This window comes from Neobacillus sedimentimangrovi, assembly GCF_010614825.1.
GTDB lineage: Bacteria > Bacillota > Bacilli > Bacillales > Cytobacillaceae > Neobacillus > Neobacillus thermocopriae.
In genome coordinates, this window is record NZ_JAAFZF010000003.1 from 46,281 (window position 1) to 66,238 (window position 19,958).

Annotated in this window: 16 protein-coding genes and 2 pseudogenes; 12 read left to right on the forward strand and 6 right to left on the reverse strand. The window is 40.4% G+C overall.

Annotation, left to right across the window (positions count from 1 at the left end; genetic code table 11):
• Positions 1-750 precede the first annotated feature (750 nt).
• From GZA11_RS02390 to GZA11_RS02435, 10 genes and pseudogenes are all read left to right on the forward strand, one after another.
• The gene (locus tag GZA11_RS02390; RefSeq protein WP_163182763.1) at positions 751-1,539 is read left to right on the forward strand and encodes a 2,3-dihydro-2,3-dihydroxybenzoate dehydrogenase; all 789 of its coding nucleotides are present in this window, start codon (positions 751-753) and stop codon (positions 1,537-1,539) included.
• A 33-nt stretch (positions 1,540-1,572) separates the two neighbouring features.
• Positions 1,573-2,778, forward strand: coding sequence for an isochorismate synthase DhbC (gene dhbC, locus GZA11_RS02395; RefSeq protein ID WP_163182764.1), 1,206 nt, complete (start codon positions 1,573-1,575; stop codon positions 2,776-2,778).
• A 138-nt stretch (positions 2,779-2,916) separates the two neighbouring features.
• A pseudogene (locus GZA11_RS02400) lies at positions 2,917-3,561 on the forward strand (isochorismatase family protein); the annotation flags it as partial.
• A gap of 93 nt (positions 3,562-3,654) precedes the next feature.
• Positions 3,655-4,710, forward strand: a complete 1,056-nt coding sequence (locus GZA11_RS02405) for a bifunctional 3-deoxy-7-phosphoheptulonate synthase/chorismate mutase (RefSeq protein ID WP_407938528.1) — start codon at positions 3,655-3,657, stop codon at positions 4,708-4,710.
• A 91-nt stretch (positions 4,711-4,801) separates the two neighbouring features.
• Positions 4,802-6,415, forward strand: coding sequence for a (2,3-dihydroxybenzoyl)adenylate synthase (locus tag GZA11_RS02410; protein WP_163182767.1), 1,614 nt, complete (start codon positions 4,802-4,804; stop codon positions 6,413-6,415).
• 32 nt (positions 6,416-6,447) lie between these two features.
• Positions 6,448-6,675 (forward strand): phosphopantetheine-binding protein, encoded by a 228-nt coding sequence (locus tag GZA11_RS02415; protein WP_038539274.1) that lies wholly within the window; start codon positions 6,448-6,450, stop codon positions 6,673-6,675.
• A gap of 12 nt (positions 6,676-6,687) precedes the next feature.
• Positions 6,688-13,692 (forward strand): amino acid adenylation domain-containing protein, encoded by a 7,005-nt coding sequence (locus GZA11_RS02420; protein WP_163182768.1) that lies wholly within the window; start codon positions 6,688-6,690, stop codon positions 13,690-13,692.
• Positions 13,685-13,903, forward strand: coding sequence for an MbtH family protein (locus GZA11_RS02425; protein ID WP_038539281.1), 219 nt, complete (start codon positions 13,685-13,687; stop codon positions 13,901-13,903). The genes GZA11_RS02420 and GZA11_RS02425 overlap by 8 nt, the downstream gene beginning before the upstream one ends.
• Positions 13,900-14,103 carry a hypothetical protein gene (locus GZA11_RS02430; RefSeq protein ID WP_038539283.1) on the forward strand — a complete coding sequence of 68 codons (204 nt, stop codon included), beginning with the start codon at positions 13,900-13,902 and terminating at the stop codon, positions 14,101-14,103. The genes GZA11_RS02425 and GZA11_RS02430 overlap by 4 nt, the downstream gene beginning before the upstream one ends.
• Positions 14,104-14,109: 6 nt before the next feature.
• Positions 14,110-14,796 carry a 4'-phosphopantetheinyl transferase family protein gene (locus GZA11_RS02435; RefSeq protein ID WP_051968264.1) on the forward strand — a complete coding sequence of 229 codons (687 nt, stop codon included), beginning with the start codon at positions 14,110-14,112 and terminating at the stop codon, positions 14,794-14,796.
• 133 nt (positions 14,797-14,929) lie between these two features.
• Here GZA11_RS02435 and GZA11_RS16855 read toward each other — a convergent pair whose 3' ends face one another.
• The 4 genes from GZA11_RS16855 to GZA11_RS02450 form a co-directional block, all read right to left on the reverse strand.
• Entirely contained in the window at positions 14,930-15,058 is a 129-nt protein-coding gene (locus GZA11_RS16855) for a hypothetical protein (protein ID WP_268926746.1), read from the reverse strand.
• Positions 15,051-15,362 (reverse strand): hypothetical protein, encoded by a 312-nt coding sequence (locus GZA11_RS16575; RefSeq protein ID WP_235924816.1) that lies wholly within the window; start codon positions 15,360-15,362, stop codon positions 15,051-15,053. Before GZA11_RS16575 ends, GZA11_RS16855 begins: the two co-directional genes overlap by 8 nt.
• 174 nt (positions 15,363-15,536) lie before the next feature.
• Complete coding sequence (locus GZA11_RS02445) at positions 15,537-15,722, reverse strand: hypothetical protein (protein ID WP_038539286.1); 186 nt, start codon at positions 15,720-15,722, stop codon at positions 15,537-15,539.
• Positions 15,723-15,746: 24 nt separating this feature from the next.
• Positions 15,747-16,508 (reverse strand): hypothetical protein, encoded by a 762-nt coding sequence (locus GZA11_RS02450; RefSeq protein WP_163182769.1) that lies wholly within the window; start codon positions 16,506-16,508, stop codon positions 15,747-15,749.
• Positions 16,509-16,933: 425 nt separating this feature from the next.
• Here GZA11_RS02450 and GZA11_RS16425 point away from each other — a divergent pair, with 425 nt between their 5' ends.
• Positions 16,934-17,104, forward strand: a complete 171-nt coding sequence (locus tag GZA11_RS16425) for a hypothetical protein (protein WP_163250487.1) — start codon at positions 16,934-16,936, stop codon at positions 17,102-17,104.
• Positions 17,105-17,249: 145 nt separating this feature from the next.
• Here GZA11_RS16425 and GZA11_RS02455 read toward each other — a convergent pair.
• Both GZA11_RS02455 and GZA11_RS02460 read right to left on the reverse strand, forming a co-directional pair.
• Positions 17,250-17,604, reverse strand: a pseudogene (locus tag GZA11_RS02455) (HAAS signaling domain-containing protein); the annotation flags it as partial.
• Positions 17,591-17,938 carry a PadR family transcriptional regulator gene (locus GZA11_RS02460; RefSeq protein WP_038539291.1) on the reverse strand — a complete coding sequence of 116 codons (348 nt, stop codon included), beginning with the start codon at positions 17,936-17,938 and terminating at the stop codon, positions 17,591-17,593. The pseudogene GZA11_RS02455 and the gene GZA11_RS02460, both read right to left, overlap by 14 nt.
• Before the next feature lie 659 nt (positions 17,939-18,597).
• On the opposite strand from GZA11_RS02460, the gene GZA11_RS02465 reads away from it, so the two are divergent.
• Complete coding sequence (locus GZA11_RS02465) at positions 18,598-19,848, forward strand: S8 family peptidase (protein ID WP_163182816.1); 1,251 nt, start codon at positions 18,598-18,600, stop codon at positions 19,846-19,848.
• Positions 19,849-19,958: the final 110 nt, after the last annotated feature.

Below are 19,958 nucleotides of genomic sequence, written 5' to 3' on the forward strand. Positions count from 1 at the left end.
GCTCATCATCCCTATCATCTGCAAATGCCGCACTTTTATACGATTGTGTTCCAGAAGCATCTGGAGTAGAAAGTGGATAATGTGGCCGATACTGCCCGTAGAATAGGGGGTTAAAAGGACGATTATTCTAGGTTCATTAGTCATTTTAATATATGGATCAACATTCAGTTAGATTCCTTAAGCACATGCCTTGTGCTTGTTGTCCTGCTTTTAGGAATTACTAGGCTTGTACTTCATGTCAACAGTATGAGTGGATAGATCCGGAAATGAGGACTACCCTCTGCCTTATCAGTTTTAAATATGGGTAATTTTAGCTATTGCATGCCAAAAAATTGGTCTGTCACTGAAATAGATTTTAATATACTGAAATAGATTTTAATATACTGAAATAGCGTTAATCATGAAGATTAACGCTTTTTTTGGTTTATTTATCAGGGAAGAAAGGAGGATTTTTTAAAACAGGACTATTTTATCAAAAATGGAAAATATAGTGAAAAACCTTTGATTATTTAATTGAGAACATTTATCATTTGTGTTGGAAAGTGATAGTGATAATCATTATCGTTTATATAAGCTTTAAGGCAATTATAAAATTTATTGATTATCTACTTCATGGATAAATAAAGAAATTAAGCCTGTTTTTGATTGAGAATGATTATCATTATTCTTCATTAGCCATATTTTTAAGGCAGCTGCTGTTATAGGTTCGAAACCTGCCAGTTGTCTTATCTTCAAGAAAGGAAGGAAAATATGCAGTCTACATTATCATCCAAAAAAGTGGCAATTGTGACTGGTGCTGCTGGAGGAATAGGAGAGGCCGTTGCAAGAGAACTAGCCAAAAGTGGTATGTTCGTTGCCTTAATGGATAAAGAGGAAAATGCGGTGAATACTCTTGAAGCGGATATGAAAAAGGAAGGCTTACAAGTGGCCGCGTATCCTCTGGATATTTGTGATCGGCCAGCTGTGGAAGAGACCGTAAAAAGAATAGAGGAAAATGACGGTCCTATTGAGGCTTTAATCAACGTAGCAGGAGTTATGCGAATGGGAACCGTTGACAGTCTTAAGGATGAAGATTGGGACGAAGCGTTCGCCGTTAATTCAACAGGGGTTTTTATTTTATCTCGTGCTGTAAGTAGGCGAATGATTCCTAGAGAAAGGGGTTCAATCGTCACAGTAGGTTCCAATGCGGCATTTACACCGAGAATATCCCTTTCTGCTTATGCTGCTTCAAAGGCTGCGGCTACGATGTTCACAAAATGTTTGGGGCTTGAGCTTGCCAAATACAATATTCGCTGTAATATCGTGTCGCCTGGTTCAACGGACACGGACATGCTGCGAATGCTTTGGAAGGATGATTCTGGAGAAGAAGAGTTCATTCGGGGAGTTCCAGAGTCCTATCGTTTAGGAATACCTTTAAAAAAAATAGCTACACCTCAAGAAATCGCCAATACAGTACTTTTTTTAGTTTCAGATCATTCTTCACATATTACGATGCAAAACATATGTGTAGATGGAGGAGCGACATTAGGCATTTCATAGAATTCAAAAAAGCGTCATTAGGAGGGACGAAAAATGAATGGTGTTATAACAATGGCAGAAGAAAAAGACCAGTTGCTTAATGATTATGAAGAGGAAGACTTTTACCTGTCTTCACCTAGAAGAACCATGTTAGCTAAAGGTGTATTTAAGGAATTATTCCATGAAAGGAATGTGGACCACAGCAATCTTTCGGACCATGTAAAGAAAGCATTGGAAGATGCGAAGGAAGAAGGGATGTTAAAACCTGTGGCAGTAGGAGCTATTCCTTTTGATCCAAAGAATGCTCCGCAGCTCATCATTCCTGAGAAGATCCAATTTGCTGAACCTCTTCAAGAAAATGATAAATTACAAGATTGCAAGGTTTCCGTTCGTACATATGAATGTCAATTTATACCTGAACGTGAGGAGTATATGGAAGGTGTCAACAAAGGGCTGACCTATATTAAAGATGGGGAACTGGAAAAGTTTGTTCTGGCAAAAGCATTAAGATGTCAAACAATGGAACCGATAGACAACAAACATATTTTGCGGAATTTGGTACAGCATAATGCAGGGGGCTATACATTTGCCGTCAATCTATTAAATCGTCAACCTGTTGATTCGGATCAAATTCATAAGCGAACTTTTATTGGGGCAAGTCCGGAGCTGCTCGTATCAAGGTCCGGAACAACCGTGTTGGCCAATCCACTTGCTGGATCGAGACCCCGGAGTGAAGATCCTGTTGAAGATAAGCGGCGAGCGGAGGAACTATTGGCATCTGAGAAGGATTTACATGAGCATGCCGTGGTGGTTGAAGCAGTGGCCGAAGGACTCAAGGGACTATGTAAAAACTTGGTTGTACCAGATAAGCCATCTCTTGTGAAAACAGAAACCATGTGGCATCTCTCAACAGAAATGAAAGGAGAACTTGTAGATAGCCAATTTACATCACTAGATTTAGCCCTTGCTCTTCATCCTACACCAGCGGTTTGCGGATTCCCGACAAAGAGGGCATATGAGGTAATTAATGAAATAGAGCCTTTTGATCGTAATTATTTTACAGGTATTGTTGGCTGGTGTGATGAAAGCGGCGATGGGGAGTGGATCGTTGCCATCCGCTGTGCAGAAATTGAAAATAGCACTGTTTCTTTATATGCAGGTGCAGGAATTGTAGAAGGGTCAAAGCCTGAGGAGGAATGGAATGAAACCTCTGCTAAACTTCGCACAATGCTTAATGCAATGGGATTAAACGACTTATAGATTACGAATGATAGTATCAAATGGAATCTCAAAATATTGAAATTCTAGTAGGCCAGCACTATATCTGCGGACCGTGCCTGAGCCCAAGTAGAATGTCAAATAAGATAGAAGACACATAAATAAAAGGAGTGAAGCTTGATGGGTATCCCTTCCATCTCACCATATAAAATGCCAGGAATAGAGAATTTGCCAGAAAATAAGGTAGACTGGAAAATCGAACCTAACCGAGCTGTCCTACTTATCCATGATATGCAAAAGTATTTTTTAAATGCTTATGATGAAAACCAGTCTCCTATTATTGAACTCAAGCAAAATATAAAACTGCTGAAAGAGGAATGCAAAAAACGCGGAATCCCAGTTGTTTATTCTGCTCAGCCAGGAAATCAATCTCCTAAAGACCGGGCACTTCTTACCGATTTTTGGGGAGTGGGACTTGAGGATAAGCCTGAATACACGGACATCATTGAGGAGATTTCACCAGATGAAGGGGATATGGTGCTGACGAAGTGGAGATACAGCGCATTTAAACGAACGGAATTACTGGAATACCTTCAGTCTCAGGGGCGTGATCAGCTTATCATTTGTGGTGTATATGCTCATATCGGATGTTTACTGTCAGCTTGTGATGCATTTATGCAGGATATACAGCCATTTTTTGTAGCAGATGCAGTAGCAGATTTTTCATCCGAATTCCATGCTATGTCATTAAACTATGTATCCTCCCGCTGCGGAATGACCACCACAGCCTCCAAGATCGTGGAAGAGCTGAAAAGGAAAGAGGGCGTAGCTAATTAACGGAAAAGTAATACCCCTCCATTCATTGAATGAAGCTGTAAATCAATTACCTATCAGGTAATTAATTCATAAAAGGAGTCCATTGCGATGAAAAACTTATCCAGCTCAAAAGATGCGATCACTAAGATTGAAGAACAGCTTATACAATTAGTGTTAAAAAGGCATAAACTTGTTCAAGAGCTGCAAACAAATGATGGGATTTCATCCGAGTCACTTTTCACAAGGATGGTCCATTTAGCGAAAAAGAAGAAAGATGAACAAATGATAGAGGCGATTGAAGATCTTTTTAAGGGACTTTCAGATAAAAAGAAGGAGAAAACTTTCCTTTACTCAAGAGAACACCAGAAAGAAGATACAATCGTTACGGTAAATGGCGAGCGAATTGGCAATGGCGATCCTCATTTGATTATGGGTCCATGTGCAGTGGAAAGTGATCAGCAAGTTCGGGAAGTAGCAGCAGTATTGAAGCAAAAAGGGGTAAAGCTTTTAAGAGGTGGAGCTTTTAAACCGCGTACTTCTCCCTATGATTTTCAAGGGCTTGGAGTAGAAGGATTGGAAATTCTGTCAAGAGTGGCCCGTGAGCACAATATGGCAGTGGTTACAGAAATTATGAGTGCTGATCAAATAGAAGAAGCAATCCCATTTGTTGATGTCATTCAGGTAGGATCCAGAAATATGCAGAACTTCTCCCTTTTAAATGAATTAGGTAGAATCGATAAGCCTATTTTACTGAAAAGAGGATTGTCCGCAACAATTGAAGAGTTTAAGTTGGCAGCTGAGTATATCCTTTCACATGGGAATAAAAAGGTTATTCTTTGTGAAAGAGGAATCCGGACTTACGAAACAGCAACTAGAAATACTCTCGATATATCTGCTGTTCCAATTTTAAAGCAGGAGACACATTTGCCAGTAATAGTGGATGTTACACATTCTACCGGAAGAAAAGATTTATTGGCTCCTGCAGCAAAAGCAGCACTTGCCATTGGTGCAGATGGTATTATGGCTGAGGTCCACCCGGATCCGGCAAACGCTTTATCAGATTCGAAACAGCAAATGAACTTGAATGAATTCGAGGAATTTTACAGTGAAATTCAGCATTTCCTTAAACGAAATCAATATGAACTTACTTATGCATAGCTACCACTGTGTCTTCTTTTAATGAGAATGATATTCATTATTGTTTATTTAAATAGCTTTTATCCTGTACAAGAACATTGGAGGTATGAAGATGCTTGAAGGATTTACACCTTGGCCAGCCGATAGGGCGGAGTTTTACCGGCAGCAAGGCTGTTGGGAAGGATTGACGTTTGGACAAATGCTTGAAGAGCGAAGCAAGCGGTATGCCAATGATATTGCCGTCATAGATGCTTATTCTTCGATTACTTACGGAGAATTAAATGAGCGTGCTACAATGCTTGCTGCAGGATTGCAAAAGCTCGGGATTGATAAGGGAGACCGAGTAGTGGTGCAGCTTCCGAATATTATTCCCTATGTGGAAACCGTATTTGCTTTATTCAAAATGGGGGCATTGCCGGTGTTTTCTCTGCCTTCCCATCGCTTTAGCGAAATAAGCTATTTTTGTACGTTTTCAGAAGCGAAAGCTTATATTATTCCTGACCAATTTGGCGGATTTGATTATCGGAACTTAGCAAGACAAGTTAAAGAATGCGCACCATCATTAGAACATGTCATTGTAGTTGGAGATGCAGAGGAATTTCATTCTTTTGAGCAGGTCTATAGTGATGAACCAATGAGAGAGGTACAAGTTCAGGGAAGTGACGTCGCTTTTTTACAATTATCCGGTGGAAGTACGGGCAGATCGAAGCTAATACCGAGAACACATGATGAATATATGTACACAATTAAATTAAGTGTAGAGTGCTGTAATGTGACTAATCAAACCGTGTTTCTCGTGGTTCTCCCTGTAGCCCACAATTATCCGATGAGTTCACCTGGAATATTAGGGGCTCTGTATGCAGGTGGGAAAATCGTGCTCAGTCTTTCCCCGAGTCCAGATGAAGCTTTTCCATTAATAGAGAAGCACCGGGTAACTATGGTGCCACTTGTGCCGCCGCTTGCACTTCATTGGCTGGATGTGAAGCCTCAAAGATCAGAGGACTTATCAAGCTTGGAAGTCATTTTAGTCGGCGGAGCAAAATTCAGTGCTGAAGCTGCCAAAAGAATTAAACCAATTTTCGGATGTAAATTGCAGCAAGTCTTTGGGATGGCAGAAGGCTTAGTCTGTTACACACGTTTGGATGATCCGGAGGAAATCGTTCTTCATACACAAGGAAAACCTATGTCGCCATTTGATGAAATAAAAATTGTAGATGATGAAGATAACGAGCTGCCAGTTGGGGTGGCAGGACATTTATTAACACGGGGGCCTTATACCATCCAAGGTTATTACAAGGCTCCAGAACATAATGCCAAAGCATTTACAAAAGATGGTTTTTACCGGACTGGAGATATAGTGAGTGTCAATGAACAGGGCTACCTAACTGTTGAAGGGAGGGCCAAGGATCAAATTAACCGTGGCGGCGAAAAAATTGCAGCAGAAGAAGTCGAAAATCATCTCCTCGCACATCCTGCTATTCATGATGTGGCCATTGTGGCAAAGACCGATCCTTATATGGGCGAAAAAAGCTGTGCTTTTGTTATTTTTCGCAGTGCAGTATCGCCGCGAGAATTAAAAAAGTTTTTAGCCGAACGTGGGCTCGCAGCTTATAAAATTCCGGATGAGTTTGTAGCAGTCGATCATTTCCCAATGACACACCTAGGGAAGGTTTCGAAAAAAGACTTGCGCGAATGGATAGAAAAAGGGCCACAGCTGGCCAGATAGAACGGAACTAATCGAAGAATGGAGGATTTTACATGACAAGAAAACAACTGCGGGAACTAATAGCATCCTATATAGAGGATGAGATGGATACCATTGCGGACGACGAAAATTTACTCTATGCCGGCTTGAATTCCATGATGATCATGTCCATTGTAGAAGAACTGCGTAAACAAGGCATTTCTGTTAATTTCCTAGATTTTTTGGAACAGCCAACGGTTGAAGGCTGGCTTGAAAAGATTCAGACACATTCGGCTGTATAAGGAGGAAAAGAAATGGCTGCAAAAAGTTATCCATTACCAGATGCAGCATTGGGAATTTGGTACGCACATCACATGACAGCAAGCCCACTGTATAATACAGCGGAATATGTGCAATTACAAGGTGATCTCGATGTGAGCATCCTATTAATGGCAGTAAACGATACAATAACTTCAGCAAAAGCATTACATATTAAGTGTTTTGAACAAGACGGACAGGTTTGGCATCGCTTGGAAGAAAACGTATCCTTTTCTTGCGAACATCAGAATGCAAACTTTGAGAAAGCGAATCGCATCATGCATGAAGATATTGCAACGATGATCGATCTGACCAAGGACCCACTTGTACGCGCCATTGTTTTTACAGAAAATAGCCAGCTGCACTATTTGTATTTGCGTATTCATCATCTGGTGAGCGATGCCTATAGCTTTCGTTTCATTTTTCAGCAAATAGTCGAGCGATATGACGCTTATTTGAATGGTCAAGAATATACGAAGGAATTTGGAAACTATGAGAACGTGATCGAAGAAGAGTGGCAATATAAACAGTCAGAAGAATATAAGAGAGATCATGAGTTTTGGTGTGAAGAACTGGCCGGTACTGAGATTGCTAGTTTGTCAGAAAGTGCTAATACGGATATCGGTGAAACTCTTTTGCATGAAAGTATGTTTAAACACGAGTGTTGGGCAAAAGTGCAGGAAATGGCCAAACAATTAAAGGTAAATGTCCAGCACGTTATAACTGCTGCCGTTGCAGCCTATACAAAACGGTTAACAAATGTAGGGAGTGTCGTACTGGGAATACCGATGATGGGGCGTCTCGGCAGTATGGCGGTTAATGTTCCTTGTACAAAAGTAAATACGGTTCCATTACGGATGGACTTTACTGTTGAACAGTCGTTTGAGCATATCGTATTACAGACCAAACAGAAAATGACACAGGTAGCTAAGCATCAACATTACCGTCATGAGCAGATACGTAGGGATTTGCAGCTTAATCCTGAAGACCTTCTTTTCGGCCCGCAAGTCAATTTTATGCCGTTTTATGAAGATTTAAGGTTTGGATCGGCGATTGGGCAAATGAAAAAACTCTCTACAGGGGCCGTTGAAGATATTTCCTTCAATATTTATAAAACAGCAGAGGGAATGCAACTAGATGTGGCAGCCAATCGAAATCGCTACAGTGAATCAAAGGTGAAAGAGCATGCCGAGCGTTTTATGCGATTTTTCACACAGCTATTGATGAATCAGCATCTTCCTATATTCACTGTGGATTATTTAAGTGAGGATGAGCGCAAACAAGTATTGTTGGATTGGAATCAAACTCATATAGAAGATGAATATGAGTCATTATCCCGGGCGTTTGAAGCACAGGCATTACGTACACCAGATGCGATTGCTATTCAGATGAATGATCAATCGATGACGTATCGTCAATTAATGATGGAAGTAAATAAAATTGCTGCTGTATTGAAAAATAAAGGGATTGGCAGTGAACAGTTTGTCGGTATTTGCATGGATCGTTCCATAGAAATGGTTGCTTCCATGCTTGGTGTGTTAAAGGCTGGCGCTGCCTATGTACCGCTTGATCCAGAATATCCAAAAGACCGTTTGAATTATATGATTGAAGATTCACAGCCGGCCATTGTTCTTGTGAATTTCGAGGAACTGCCTTTTACTGCAGAAGTAACGACGATAAATGTCCAACATCTAAAGCAGGAAAGAACTCTATTAGAATTTGAGTCTAGTCATTCACCCCGCCAGGCAGCCTATATGATTTACACATCAGGTTCAACTGGGCAGCCTAAAGGCGTTGTGATTGAGATGGCAAGTTTAATGAATTTCTTAAAATCGATGCAGCAGACTTTTCAACTGGATGAAAAGGAAAAACTGCTTGCTGTAACAACCATTTCCTTTGATATATCCGCGCTTGAAATTTATTTGCCATTACTAAACGGGGCATGTGTTGTACTTGCGGCGAAGCATGAAGTTCAAGATCCACATGAGCTGGGACGCATCATTAAACAGGAAAACATTACAATCATGCAGGCTACACCAATCGTATGGCAGTATCTTGTGAAATATTCACCGAATGCTTTAACTGGGCTGCGTGCATTGGTCGGAGGGGAAGCGCTATCCATTCACCTTGCCAATGAGTTAGGATCTGCTGGTGCGGTCATTCATAATATGTACGGGCCTACTGAAACGACGATTTGGTCAACAACTAGGCAGGTGCCAGCTGAAAATCGGGATATTCCAGATTTAGGGAAACCTATTCACAATACACAAGTTTATGTATTAGATTCCATGTTGCAGCCGGTGCCGCCAGATGTAATCGGTGAGCTGTACATTGCTGGAGACGGAATAGCCCGAGGCTATCATAATCGGCCAGTCTTGACGGCAGAGCGTTTTGTTGCAAATCCGTTTGGTCCGCCTGGCACCCGAATGTATCGTACAGGTGATTTAGTGAAATGGAAAAAGGATGGAACACTGCAATATATCAGCCGTAGCGACTCGCAGACCAAAATTCGGGGTTTTCGCATAGAATTGGGAGAAATTGAAGCAAAAATGGCAAAGCATCAAGGGGTTGACCAGGCAGTAGTAACTGTTCGTGAAGATGTTCCGGGTGACAAGCGCCTTGTCGCTTATATAGTAGGTAGCATTGATCCTAATGAGTTAACAAAAACCTTAAAACAGAAATTGCCAGAATATATGGTTCCTTCTTTTATTGTGTCGCTTGATGCCATGCCGTTAACAAACAACGGAAAAATTGACCGGAAGCGATTACCAAGGCCGAATATGTCCACTCAACAAAAAAAGGAACCGAAATCGGATTTGGAAAAAACTCTTTGCAGCTTATTTGAAGAAGTGCTGTCTCTTGAACATGTTGGGGTAGATGAAGATTTCTTTCATTTGGGCGGACACTCTATATTAGCGACACAATTATTATTAAAAATACGACAACAGCTGGACGCGAATATAACCATCTCATCGATATTTGAGAATCCTACGCCTGAATCATTGGCTCGGAAGCTGGATCAACATCGTGCTGTGGACACACCTGTAAAGATCCAAAAGTTGAAGCGTCCGAAACGCCTTCCATTGTCCTTCAATCAGAGAAGTCTATGGTTCTTGCATCAGCTGGAAGGTCCAAGTGCGACATATAATATTCCGCTTGTTGTGACATTTAAGCGAAAAATCTGTGTAGACAAATTCCGACAGGCTGTGCAGGCAGTAGCGAACCGCCATGATATTTTACGTACGAAATATCCAGCTTCAGATGGTGTTCCATATCAGCTGGTTATCGAAGAACTGGTTCCATTTGATGTATGGAAAGTGGTGGAAAAAGACGAGGCAAGCGCGATTGAACATGCAGTCCGTTATGCTTTTGATTTACAGCATGAAGCAGGGTTTAAAGTAACAATTATTAATGAAAGAATTGCCGTGTTTGTACTACACCATATTAGCGCAGATGGTTGGTCCCTAGCCACACTTATGCAAGATATTCAGGCGGCATACGATGGTTCCTTGACTCCATTGCCTATTCAGTATGCAGACTTTGTTCTGTGGCAGCAGCAATTACTTGAACGTAAAGTCAATGGCATTTCCTTGCAGGAGCGTGAATTAGCCTACTGGAAAAAGCGGCTGGAAGGAATACCGGATGAAATCGAACTGATGCGGGACCGAAAACGGAATCCTAGTACAAAGACAAAAGGGGAAACCTATAAATTTGTTATTCCATCAGAGCTGCATCAGCAGCTGCTGCAATTGGCTAAAGATTTAAATGCCACCCTGTATATGATCTTGCTAGGGGCATTTAGTGCAATGGCGACAAAGCTTGGTGCCGGAGAAGATATTGTGGTTGGTAGCCCGGTTGCAGGACGGGAAGACAAAGAGACATTGAATTTAATTGGTATGTTTATTAACACTCTTGTCATGCGTGTAGATACTAGCAGCAATCCAAGATTTGATCAGCTAATCGAACGTGTACGTTCGACCTGTATTGAAGCTTGGGAGCATCAGCACGTGCCATTTGATCGCTTGGTAGAACAAATTAATCCGGAGCGTGTGGCTTCACGCCATCCATTATTCCAAATTATGTTTGCACTGCAAAACACACCAATGCCTTCATTAAATATTGATGACAATCCAGCCGAATTTGAGCTGCATACAGTCGGGCTATCAAAGTTTGATTTAAGTATCGAAATGCGTGAATTGTACAAGGATGAAACAGCAAATGGGATTGAAACCATTGTTGAGTTCAGAACAGATCTCTATGATTTCGATACGGTTGAGATGTTGATGCACCGTTATCAGATGGTGCTTTCGCAGTTGCACAAAAATCCGACTATTGAGGACTTATGCATTATAACAGATGAAGAGCGGCATCAGACAATTAACGCTTGGAATTCAGGAATGATTGAAACAGAACCATCGACAATTGTGAAACATTTTGAGCAGCAGGTAGCTGCCCATCCAGCTCGCATTGCCGTTACATATAATGGCCAGCACTTAACCTATGAACAATTAAATCAAAAAGCAAACCGTTTTGCACGGTACCTCATCAAGAAGGGAATCGGGACAGAATCCTTTGTTCCACTGCTATTGCCACGTTCTCTTGATATGCTTGTTGGTATTTTGGCTGTGCTCAAGACAGGAGCAGCTTATGTTCCAATCGATCCAGCCTATCCGAAGGACCGTATTGAGTACATTCTAAATGATGTGAAACCATCTATTTTTGTGACGGCAAAGGATATGGAACTGCCTATTGAGATGGATGAAATGGAATGTATTTATATAGACTTTGAGCAGATAGGGCATCTTGATGATTCCGATATAAAACAGGAAGAAAGAAACACCCCATTACAAAGCCTTCATCCTGCTTATATTATCTATACTTCGGGTTCTACTGGTCGTCCGAAAGGGGTTGTGATCCCTCACCAGAATGTCATTCGCTTATTGCATGCGACAGAGTCATGGTTTGAGTTTAATGAACAGGATGTATGGACTTTATTCCATTCGTATGCATTTGATTTCTCGGTGTGGGAAATATGGGGAGCATTATTATATGGAGGAAGACTTGTCGTTGTACCGTATGAAGTGAGTCGATCACCAGAAGCATTCTTACATTTATTAGCTATGGAGAAGGTAACCGTGTTAAACCAAACACCATCGGCATTTTATCAGCTCATGCAGGCAGACAGGGATCATCCTGATATTAGCAGTCAGTTAACTCTTCGCTATATTGTGTTCGGTGGAGAGTCCTTGGATTTTAATAGAGTACAAGACTGGTATTCAAGACATGCCGATGATAAGCCTGAACTGATTAATATGTATGGAATTACTGAAACAACCGTTCATGTCAGTTATGTGAAATTAACGAAAGAACTGGTAAAAAGAAATGTGAACAGCTTAGTAGGTGTCCCCATCCCTGATTTAGATGTGTACGTGCTGGATTCAAAGCTACAGCCTGTACCACCAAATGTAATTGGTGAAATGTACGTAGCAGGTGAAGGATTGGCACAGGGATATTTTGATCGTAAAGCGTTAACAGCAGAGCGCTTTATTGCCAACCCGTACGGAAAACCTGGGAGTCGAATGTACCGCACGGGAGATTTAGCCCGCTGGACAAAAAATGGGGAACTCGATTATATAGGGCGCATTGACCATCAGGTTAAAATTCGAGGATTCCGTATTGAATTAGGTGAAATTGAAAATGTCCTGCTCAACCATCCGCAAATAGCACAGGTTGCGGTAATTGTTAGGGAAGATGTGCCGGGAGATGTTAGATTAGCAGCTTATATCGTGAACGAAGAAGATCAGGTCATAGATACTGCGGCTCTACGCCAATTTGCTGCAAAAGATTTACCAGATTATATGATTCCTTCCACATTTACGATCATTGAGGAGATCCCGCTGACTACTAACGGCAAGTTAGATAAACAGGCATTGCCTATACCGGACCATAGTTTAAAAGAATGGACTCTGCCTCGAAATCCACAGGAAGAGCTGCTCTGTGAGATTTTTAAAGAGGTATTGCATGTGCCGCAGGTGGGGATTGAAGATCGATTCTTTGAACTAGGTGGTCATTCGTTACTAGCCGTTCAGCTAATGGGACGTATTAAAGAGGCGTTTGGAAAAGAACTAAATATCGGCCATTTATTCGAGGCGCCTACCGTTGCGAGACTAGCAGAGAAATTAAATGATGATGATGAACCGAATGCTCTTGATGTCATATTGCCTTTGCGAAAAGGGGATGACCCATTATTCTGTATCCATCCAGCAGGCGGATTAAGCTGGTGCTATGCGGGTCTAATGAAAACATTGCCTTCAAATATCGCTATATATGGTGTTCAGGCGAAAGGAATAGGCAAGAAAGAAGAGCTGCCGAAAACACTGGCTGAAATGGCGGCTGGATATATTCAGGCCGTCCAGAAGATACAGCCTGAAGGACCATATCGTTTATTAGGATGGTCGTTTGGCGGAAATGTTGTACAGGAGATGGCTGTTCAACTGCAGCAAATGGGCCATGAGGTAGAACAGCTCATTATTTTAGATGCTTATCCAATGCACTTAGCCCCTCCATTTGGGTTGAATGAGGAGCAGGAAGCACTCGTTGCACTATTAGCACTGGGAGGATTCGAGCCGAAAATAGATGCAGAGCTAACACAGGAATTTGTGATTAGGAAGCTTCAGGCAGATGGTAGCGCACTCGCATCACTTTCAGAAGATACGATAATGAGTTTAAAAGAAGTATTTAAAAATTCGATTCGGTTATTAAAAGAGCATGAAGCAGGCTGCTATCAGGGGGATGCATTATTTTTCAAATCGACCATTGTTCCAGAATGGTTCCCTGAGGTAGATGCACAAAATTGGGCACCCTTTATTACCGGTCATATAATGAGCTATGACATTGCATGCCGGCATGAGGATATGTGCCAGCCAACTCCGCTAGCAGAAATAGGAAAGATTGTAAAAGAAGCACTAACTGTAAAGGAAGGGAAAGAACAATATGTATAACCCATTTGAAAACGAACAGGGAAGCTATATTGTACTGGTAAATGGAGAGAGGCAATATTCGCTATGGCCTGCAGCAATTGACATTCCAGCCGGATGGAAGAAGGTTTATGGGCCAGAGGTGAAAATGGAATGCGTGCAATTCATTGAAGAAAACTGGCGGGACATGCGTCCAAAAAGTTTACGTAATGCAATGGAGAAGGTCACATCTTGATAAAACTTCATCATGATCGTATCTGTGGCTTTGCTGCTTCAGGTATTGCCATTGTTGCAGCCATTTTACTGATGGCATACAAGCAGTTGAAACACTTTAGCTTATCAAATAACCTTATTTGGTATAGTCGGACTTTTGCAGGCCGGTTTTGCCTTTACGTTATTTGTACAATCAGATGCATTTTCATTAAGGGAGCATAAAGCATCATGATCCAACTATTCGTTTGTCGCCTAAAAGAGATAGAGAAGGAGCTGTTTCACCAGCTTCTCCTCAACCTACCAAAAGAACGCCAGCATCATGTTCAGCGTTTTCGCCAATATGAGGACCGTTTGCGTAGCATGATAGGTAATTTGTTAATTCATATGCAATTAGCAAAACAATTGCAATGCGACCCTGCAGAATTAACATATCAAGTAAACCAATTTGGGAAATATGAATTAGTTAATCAGAACCTGCATTTTAATCTTTCACATGCGGGGCAGTATGTAATAGGTGCAATAAGTGACCGTCCAGTAGGAATCGATTTGGAACTGAAACAGTACCGTGATTTTTCCTTATTTCAAAGTGTATGGACCGAAAGAGAAAAGAAGCTCTTCGAGGTTGATAGCATGAAACATTTCTATTATTTGTGGACGGCAAAAGAAAGTTATGTGAAGTGGTTAGGAACGGGATTAGCGACAGATCTAAAAACCGTTGATATTGACTATGATGGGATCGTTTATCAAAACGGAAAAAAAGCACCTGTCCTCATTCAGAATATCGATATGGATCCGCAATATCAATGCGCTGTATGCAGTGAATACCGTGCTGAGAAAGTGAAGTTCATATCTATAGAGCAGCTGATAACTTATTTTATGGAGAAATCGAGCAGTGAGAGTGATACTAGTTTCTGATGTTATTGGTGGCAGCAAATTCAATAAAGCCCGTATTTTTAGTTCGCAGTTTTCATCTTTCTAATTGCCGAACTAAAAAAATACCTGTTCTCTAATTTTTTAAGAACAGGCATTTTTTGTTTAGAGAAATCTTTTATTGTATTCTGGACTTCCGTATCCCATCATATATGCTCATTCCTGCATAAAAAACAAATACAATGATGATGCCGCCAAGTAGCCAGTTTGTAAATTGTTCGGCTGAAATGGAAAATAAGTCAGTCATAAATCTTACAAATTCCTGCTGCAGCAAATTCGGATTTAATAGTGAAGATAAAAACGATAGTGGAAAACAGTTCCAGTACGGTGTTGAAGATTGCCATTCTTTTTGTCCATTGACCAATTATTAATTTGTAAAATGCCAATGCTACTTCAAGCACAATGATAACCACAACGACTGGCCAGTATTCCAGCAGAACATCCTGATTAAATGTGGGAATTTTAAACTCCAACCCTTCTCCTCCGCCACGATAAATTCCAATTAGTCGGTCAGCATAAAAGTAGAGGGTTGCCCAAATGGCCGTCCACATTAAGCTGCCGAATACCTCAAACTTGCTAATGGCTCTTTTCATCGGTATATAGGTGATGTTTTTCAGATCATCGGGATAAGGCTAGAATTTCGTTATGAAGTTCAACGAAAAACTACTGAAAAACAAGAAAATCAAACACACAAAAAAAGCCCTCAAAACTAAGGGCTTTACAAATTAGTTCAATGATGAAAGAAACCAAGCTATAATCGCGACAATGGGAATTACAATTAAAGATATTTTTAATGTCTTTTTGGGTTGCTTTATTAAGTTTGCAATATAAACTGGAATTCCTAGTGTGACCGTATCAAACACGGCTAAAACTACATTTTTTGAATGAGATCGCTCCTCATCTTTAACCATCTAACCCCTCTTTTCTTTTCATAATTACCAAGCTTTTTTTACGCAATATCCAGCTTGACCTAATGTTAATCCAGCATTAATAGCTGTACAAGTAATACAACTTGGCGGTCCAGTTAAGCATACATAATAACATGCTGACATTACCATAGTTCTTAAAGGTGCTGAATCTTTCCCTTGTTTTTTAATACAACTCCAGAATGTGCTCCAAGAGAAAGAAGCAGTTACCATATTATCTTTATTAACATCATTATCCTCTTCCAAAATTTTATTATTCATTTCAGTTAAATCATATGTATATTCTTCAATAAAAACATAAGAACCTTTTTGGAATAATCCATCTTTATTAATATAGGTTTCATTAAATAGTGTATTATTTTTATAGAGTTTTGAATGCAAAATCCCATTTTTTTCGTATTTAGCCAGTTGAATAAAACTTTCTCCTCCATCCGCTATTGCGATAAAAGGATTTAATTCATCTTTATTTTTATTTTTTTTGTTTCGCTCTTCCAGGTAAAAGTAGGCAACGTTGGTATCAGCCTCATTTAAATGAACTGCGATTCGTTTTCCGTTTAATTCATAGCCCTCGGACTTAACGATCTTTTTTGCCTTTTTGAATAACTCTAAAGATTTAGCCCTGTTAATAATCTTTTTAGAATCCTTATCTGATAAAGTAGTATACGGTAATTCTGTGTTATCTTTAGATGACGCAAAAGCATTCAAATTCAACAAATTAAAAGCAACAACAAAAGCAAAAAGTAAAAAAAATAGATTTTTAATTTTTTTCATAAAGCCGCTCCTTTCTTTCATTATTTTACCATAAATTGATAGATTTGGAATAAATTTATTTATGTGGAAACGACAAATTTTTGTTTTTCTTTTAGCCTCGTATCGCAGAAAAATACCCTCAAAATTATTAATAACTTTATTAATTTTTATTAACAGATTGCATGGAACTTTATGGTATATATAGTCGGGCTTTGTTCAATGTCTTTGTAGTTAGGACAAACTATTTCCATTCTTGAATTTGAAGCATCTATGAATAAATCCTTCGAACGGATCTCCCTGACGTGTGCATTCAAATATGCACGTCGATTCCTGCGTGTTATCAACCGTTCTATTTTTTTGGGGAATTTTTTTATCTGAAAAGTATTCGAATATTCATTTTTACCTTGTAAAAAGTTTGAAATTCCGGAAAGGAAAGGTTTAAAAATATGTTCGATGACCACCAATTAAAGCTCGAAGTACGATACACCGTTCAGTTTACAGAAGAGGAGATAAATCGCATCAAAGCATTGATACCAACGAAGAATATAAGTTACTTGGATTTACGTATCTTATACAAGATGGAACGTGCTCTTCAGACACTAGGAGAAGTATATTAGGAAGAATCAAATAAAATAAGCATTTGCGTTATGCAAGGGTATAATTACATACTCCAGAAGTCGTCATAATCAACGTTTTTAATGGTAAGCTCACGAATGGCTTTTATGACCTTTTGTGCGGTTTTCATGGATGGTTAAAAAGCATCACCAATTCGAGAATCATATTGATGATCGCTTCGTCCCGGTTGAAATTAAAAATAAATTCGGCTGCAAGTGATATCAGTGAAACCGCAGCAGCAATCGGCAGTATCATCTTTAAAAGAGATATATATACATCAAAATAGCGTGGCCCGATAAGATGCATCGGCTGATCCCGATAACCGGCCGCCAGGGCTGCAGGGTTGCCCAATTTGCTGAGAGCCTCTTTAATATCTTCCTCATTGTAATCATCCGGAAGCATATCCTCGATGGTAGACTTCAGGCTCGAGGGCAATGTCCGCTCGGCTTTTTTCAGGAAGTCTACGGGTCACTTCCTGTATATATATGTCAATTAAATTCATCTTCCTCATCTCCTTTTAACAGCCCATAAAGCTGTTTGGAATTCTTGATCCATTCCTCTCTCAGTTGAAGAAATATTTTTAGACCCTGTTCGCTTAAAACGTAATACTTTCGCGGCCGGCTCTCTGTATGATCCCAACTGCTTGTCACAAGTTCTTGTTTTTCTAGCCGCCGCAGTAATGGATATAAGGTGCTCTGATCAATATTGATGCCGGAGTTCTCTAATAATTGAACCAGTGAATACCCATATTGCGGTGTCCGAAGCTGGCTTAGCACTGCTAGCGTTAAAGTCCCTCTGCGCAGTTCAGTTGTCAACGAATGCAGCAGCGTGCTCATTTACCTCACCTCACTCCACATACTATGTGTCATACACTATATGGTTTATACTATGTATCATACAGTATAATGGTGCATCATGCAACAAACTTTGATATCTTACAATTTTTTTATTCCCTGTCTTCACAAATGGAGGAAGAAAGGTTAAAAAGAACATCGCCATCTTGAGAAGGAGCACGTCTTTTCCTGTTCCTATATCTAAGTAGGAGAGCTTCCATAAGGAAGGCTTCGTCAGCTTAAACATCGCACGACCGAAAGCGATCACTTTTGGGAGGAGGTCATACGCCGCTGCCCAGGGGGCTTCCGCTTTTCTTAGAAGATAAGAAAAATCATTTTGATTTCGATAACTGTCTAGCTCCAGCCCCCTAGCGTCTAGTGTCTTTCGGTCTCCGCCCTACGATAAGTCAACATCGAATTGCTTTCGCTCTTCGTGTTTCCTAATATCTCAGTTGGAGACCTCCAAGCCATACGCCGCTGCCCAGGGGGCTTCCACTTTTCTAATAAAAGGGTTTTCAAAAATTTTCCCAACCACCCGAAAGAGATAAAATATTGATTAATTGTAATATTAAAAATAAACTGAAAATTGCAATATGGCCAATTGCATTTATTACAAAGGTAGGAGGAGAAAAGGGTTGAGAAAAGGTTTAAAAAAGAGAAAAATGTTAGGAGCTGCTTTACTTGCTTTGACAATGGGAGTCACCACATTTTCCACAGGGGCTTTCGGTCAAGAACCAGATCCTAATCAGAAAATTCGTGTGAGTATTAAAGGTCCGAAATCAGAAATGGCAAGTGCCAAGAAAAACTATAAAGCCCGCTGGGATTTTGGAACAGATGGCTTTACAGTTGAAGTGAATGCGAAACAATACCAGGCATTATTGAAAAATAAAAATTTACAAATTGAGAAAGTTCATGAAGTAAAGTTAGAACGAGTTCAGGATTCAACTAAAGGAAAATCAGGTGCGACAGCTATCACTTCTCTTCCGAGTGACCGCACACCTTGGGGAATTGAAGCGATTTATAATGATCCGTCGATTACAAGTACATCTGGTGGGAAAGGAATCAAAGTAGCTGTATTAGATACAGGTGTTTATATTAATCATTATGATTTAGTGGGAAGTGCTGAACAATGTAAGGACTTTACCCAAGCCACATCCATTGTCAATAATTCGTGTACAGATCGAAATGGACATGGGACACATGTGGCAGGAACAGTTCTCGCCCATGGTGCCTCAGATGGATTAGGAGTCTATGGGGTAGCACCCGAAGCGAAACTTTGGGCATACAAAGTTTTAAATGACAATGGATCAGGATATTCTGATGATATTGCTGGAGCCATTCGTCATGCAGCTGATGAAGCCGTTCGGACAGGCTCTAAGGTGATTATTTCTATGTCATTAGGATCCAGTGCCAAAGATAGCTTGATCTCCAGTGCGGTAGATTATGCTTACAGCAAAGGAGTACTCGTTGTGGCTGCCGCAGGTAACAGTGGGCCTGGTGTCAATACGATTAATTATCCAGGAGCATTGCCAAATGCCATTGCTGTTGCTGCTTTGGAAAATGTTCAGCAAAATGGTACTTATCGTGTAGCTGACTTCTCGTCCCGTGGTTCTTCTGCTACAGACGGTGATTACGTGATTCAAGAGCGTGATATTGAAATTTCAGCTCCGGGCAGAGATATTTTATCTACCTGGTATGATGGAAACTACAACACCATTAGTGGTACTTCCATGGCTACCCCTCACGTATCAGGTTTAGCAGCAAAAATATGGTCATCTAATCCAACGTGGACTCATACTCAACTGCGTGCAGAATTACAAAGAAGAGCGAAATTGTATGATATTAAAGGCGGAATTGGGGCTACGACCGGAGACGACTATGCTTCAGGATTTGGGTTTGCGAGAGTAAAATAAGAAAAAGGGAAAAAGCCATCTGATTTAGATGGCTTTTTCCTATCTGCTCATTTATCAACATAACGAACAACCCCTTTAAGTTAGAAAATTTTTCCTAAAATCAATTCTCT